Here is a 1,406-nt window from a genome sequence, read left to right on the forward strand (position 1 = left end):
GGGCCTGTCTCGTGATCGGTGTGTCCGGCGTTGTTGATCAGTAGGTTTCGGCGCCCGGCCAGCGGTCACCGAAGGTGATGGCGAAGGCGTTGATCACGGGTTTCCACCGCATCGCCCATCGAGCACGGCCGGTCCCGGTCGGGTCCAGGCTGCGAGTCACAAGGTACAGGCACTTCATCGCGGCTTGCTCGGTCGGGAAATGCCCCCGCGCGCGGACCGCCCGCCGATACCGGGCGTTCAGCGATTCGATCGCGTTGGTGGAGCAGATCATCGTCCGGATCTCGACGTCGTAATCGAGGAACGGGATGAACTCTTCCCAGGCGTTGCGCCAGAGCCGGGTCATCGCCCCGTACTTCTTCTTCCATTTCTCCTCGAGCTCGTCCAACGCCACAGCTGCGGCAGCCGGACTCGGCGCGGTGTAGATAAGTTTGATGTCCCGCTTCACCGCCTCCCGATCCTGGCTCGGAACCAACCGGAAGGTGTTGCGGATCAGGTGGACGATGCAGGTTTGGACTATGGTTTGCGGCCAGACGTTCGTCACGGCATCGGGCAGGCCTTTGAGTCCGTCGCAGACGAGGAAGAACACGTCCCGGGCACCGCGGTTCTTCAGGTCGATCAGCACGCTCATCCAGAACTTGGCGCCCTCGCCACCGGTGCCCATCCACAGGCCAAGGACGTCCTTGTGGCCGTCGATGGTGACCCCGATGGCGGCGTAGACGGGTCGGTTGGCGACCTGCCCGTCGCGGACCTTGACGTGGATGGCGTCGATGAACACCGCAGCGTAGACGTCGTCGAGCGGACGGTTGGCCCAGTCATTCATTTCGGCGACGACCTTGTCGGTGATCCGCGAGATCGTCTCCTTGCTCACCGATGCACCATAGATCTCGGCGAAATGCGCCGAAATTTCGCCGGTGGTCATACCTTTCGCATATAGCGACAGGACGACCTCATCCACGTCCGTGAGTCGGCGTTGCCTTTTCTTTACGATCTGCGGCTCGAACGTGCTCTCCCGGTCCCGCGGAACATCGATCCGGACTTCGCCGGCGGCGTCCGAGATCACCGTTTTCGGCCGAGTTCCGTTGCGGACGTTCGTCGACTCACGATCCGGGTCGGCCTGATTTTTCTCATGGCCGAGATGCTCGGTCATCTCTTCGTTGAGGGCGGTTTCCAGCACGGTCTTGGTGAAGAGTTTCAGCAGGCCGTCCGGGCCGGTCAACGCCAGCCCGCGGGCCTTGGCCTCGGCCACCATCGCCGCCGCGGCGGCCTGCTCCGGCGACAGCTCCCGCGCCGGCTTCGACTCACGCTTGCGTGGACTCACAAGCTCCGATGTCATCACTCACAGTGCCCATCCCGCCGGACCTCAGCCCGGCGTGTCGGGCCGGAAACACCGATCTTGGGACAGTCCC

Annotated in this window: 1 protein-coding gene; it reads right to left on the minus strand. The window is 63.7% G+C overall.

What is annotated here, in order from left to right; translation table 11 throughout:
- Positions 1–37 precede the first annotated feature (37 nt).
- Positions 38–1,333 carry an IS256 family transposase gene (locus tag ACWEVN_RS47880; RefSeq protein ID WP_452055714.1) on the minus strand — a complete coding sequence of 432 codons (1,296 nt, stop codon included), beginning with the start codon at positions 1,331–1,333 and terminating at the stop codon, positions 38–40.
- Positions 1,334–1,406: the final 73 nt, after the last annotated feature.

The sequence above is a fragment of the Amycolatopsis sp. NPDC003861 genome (assembly GCF_053605405.1).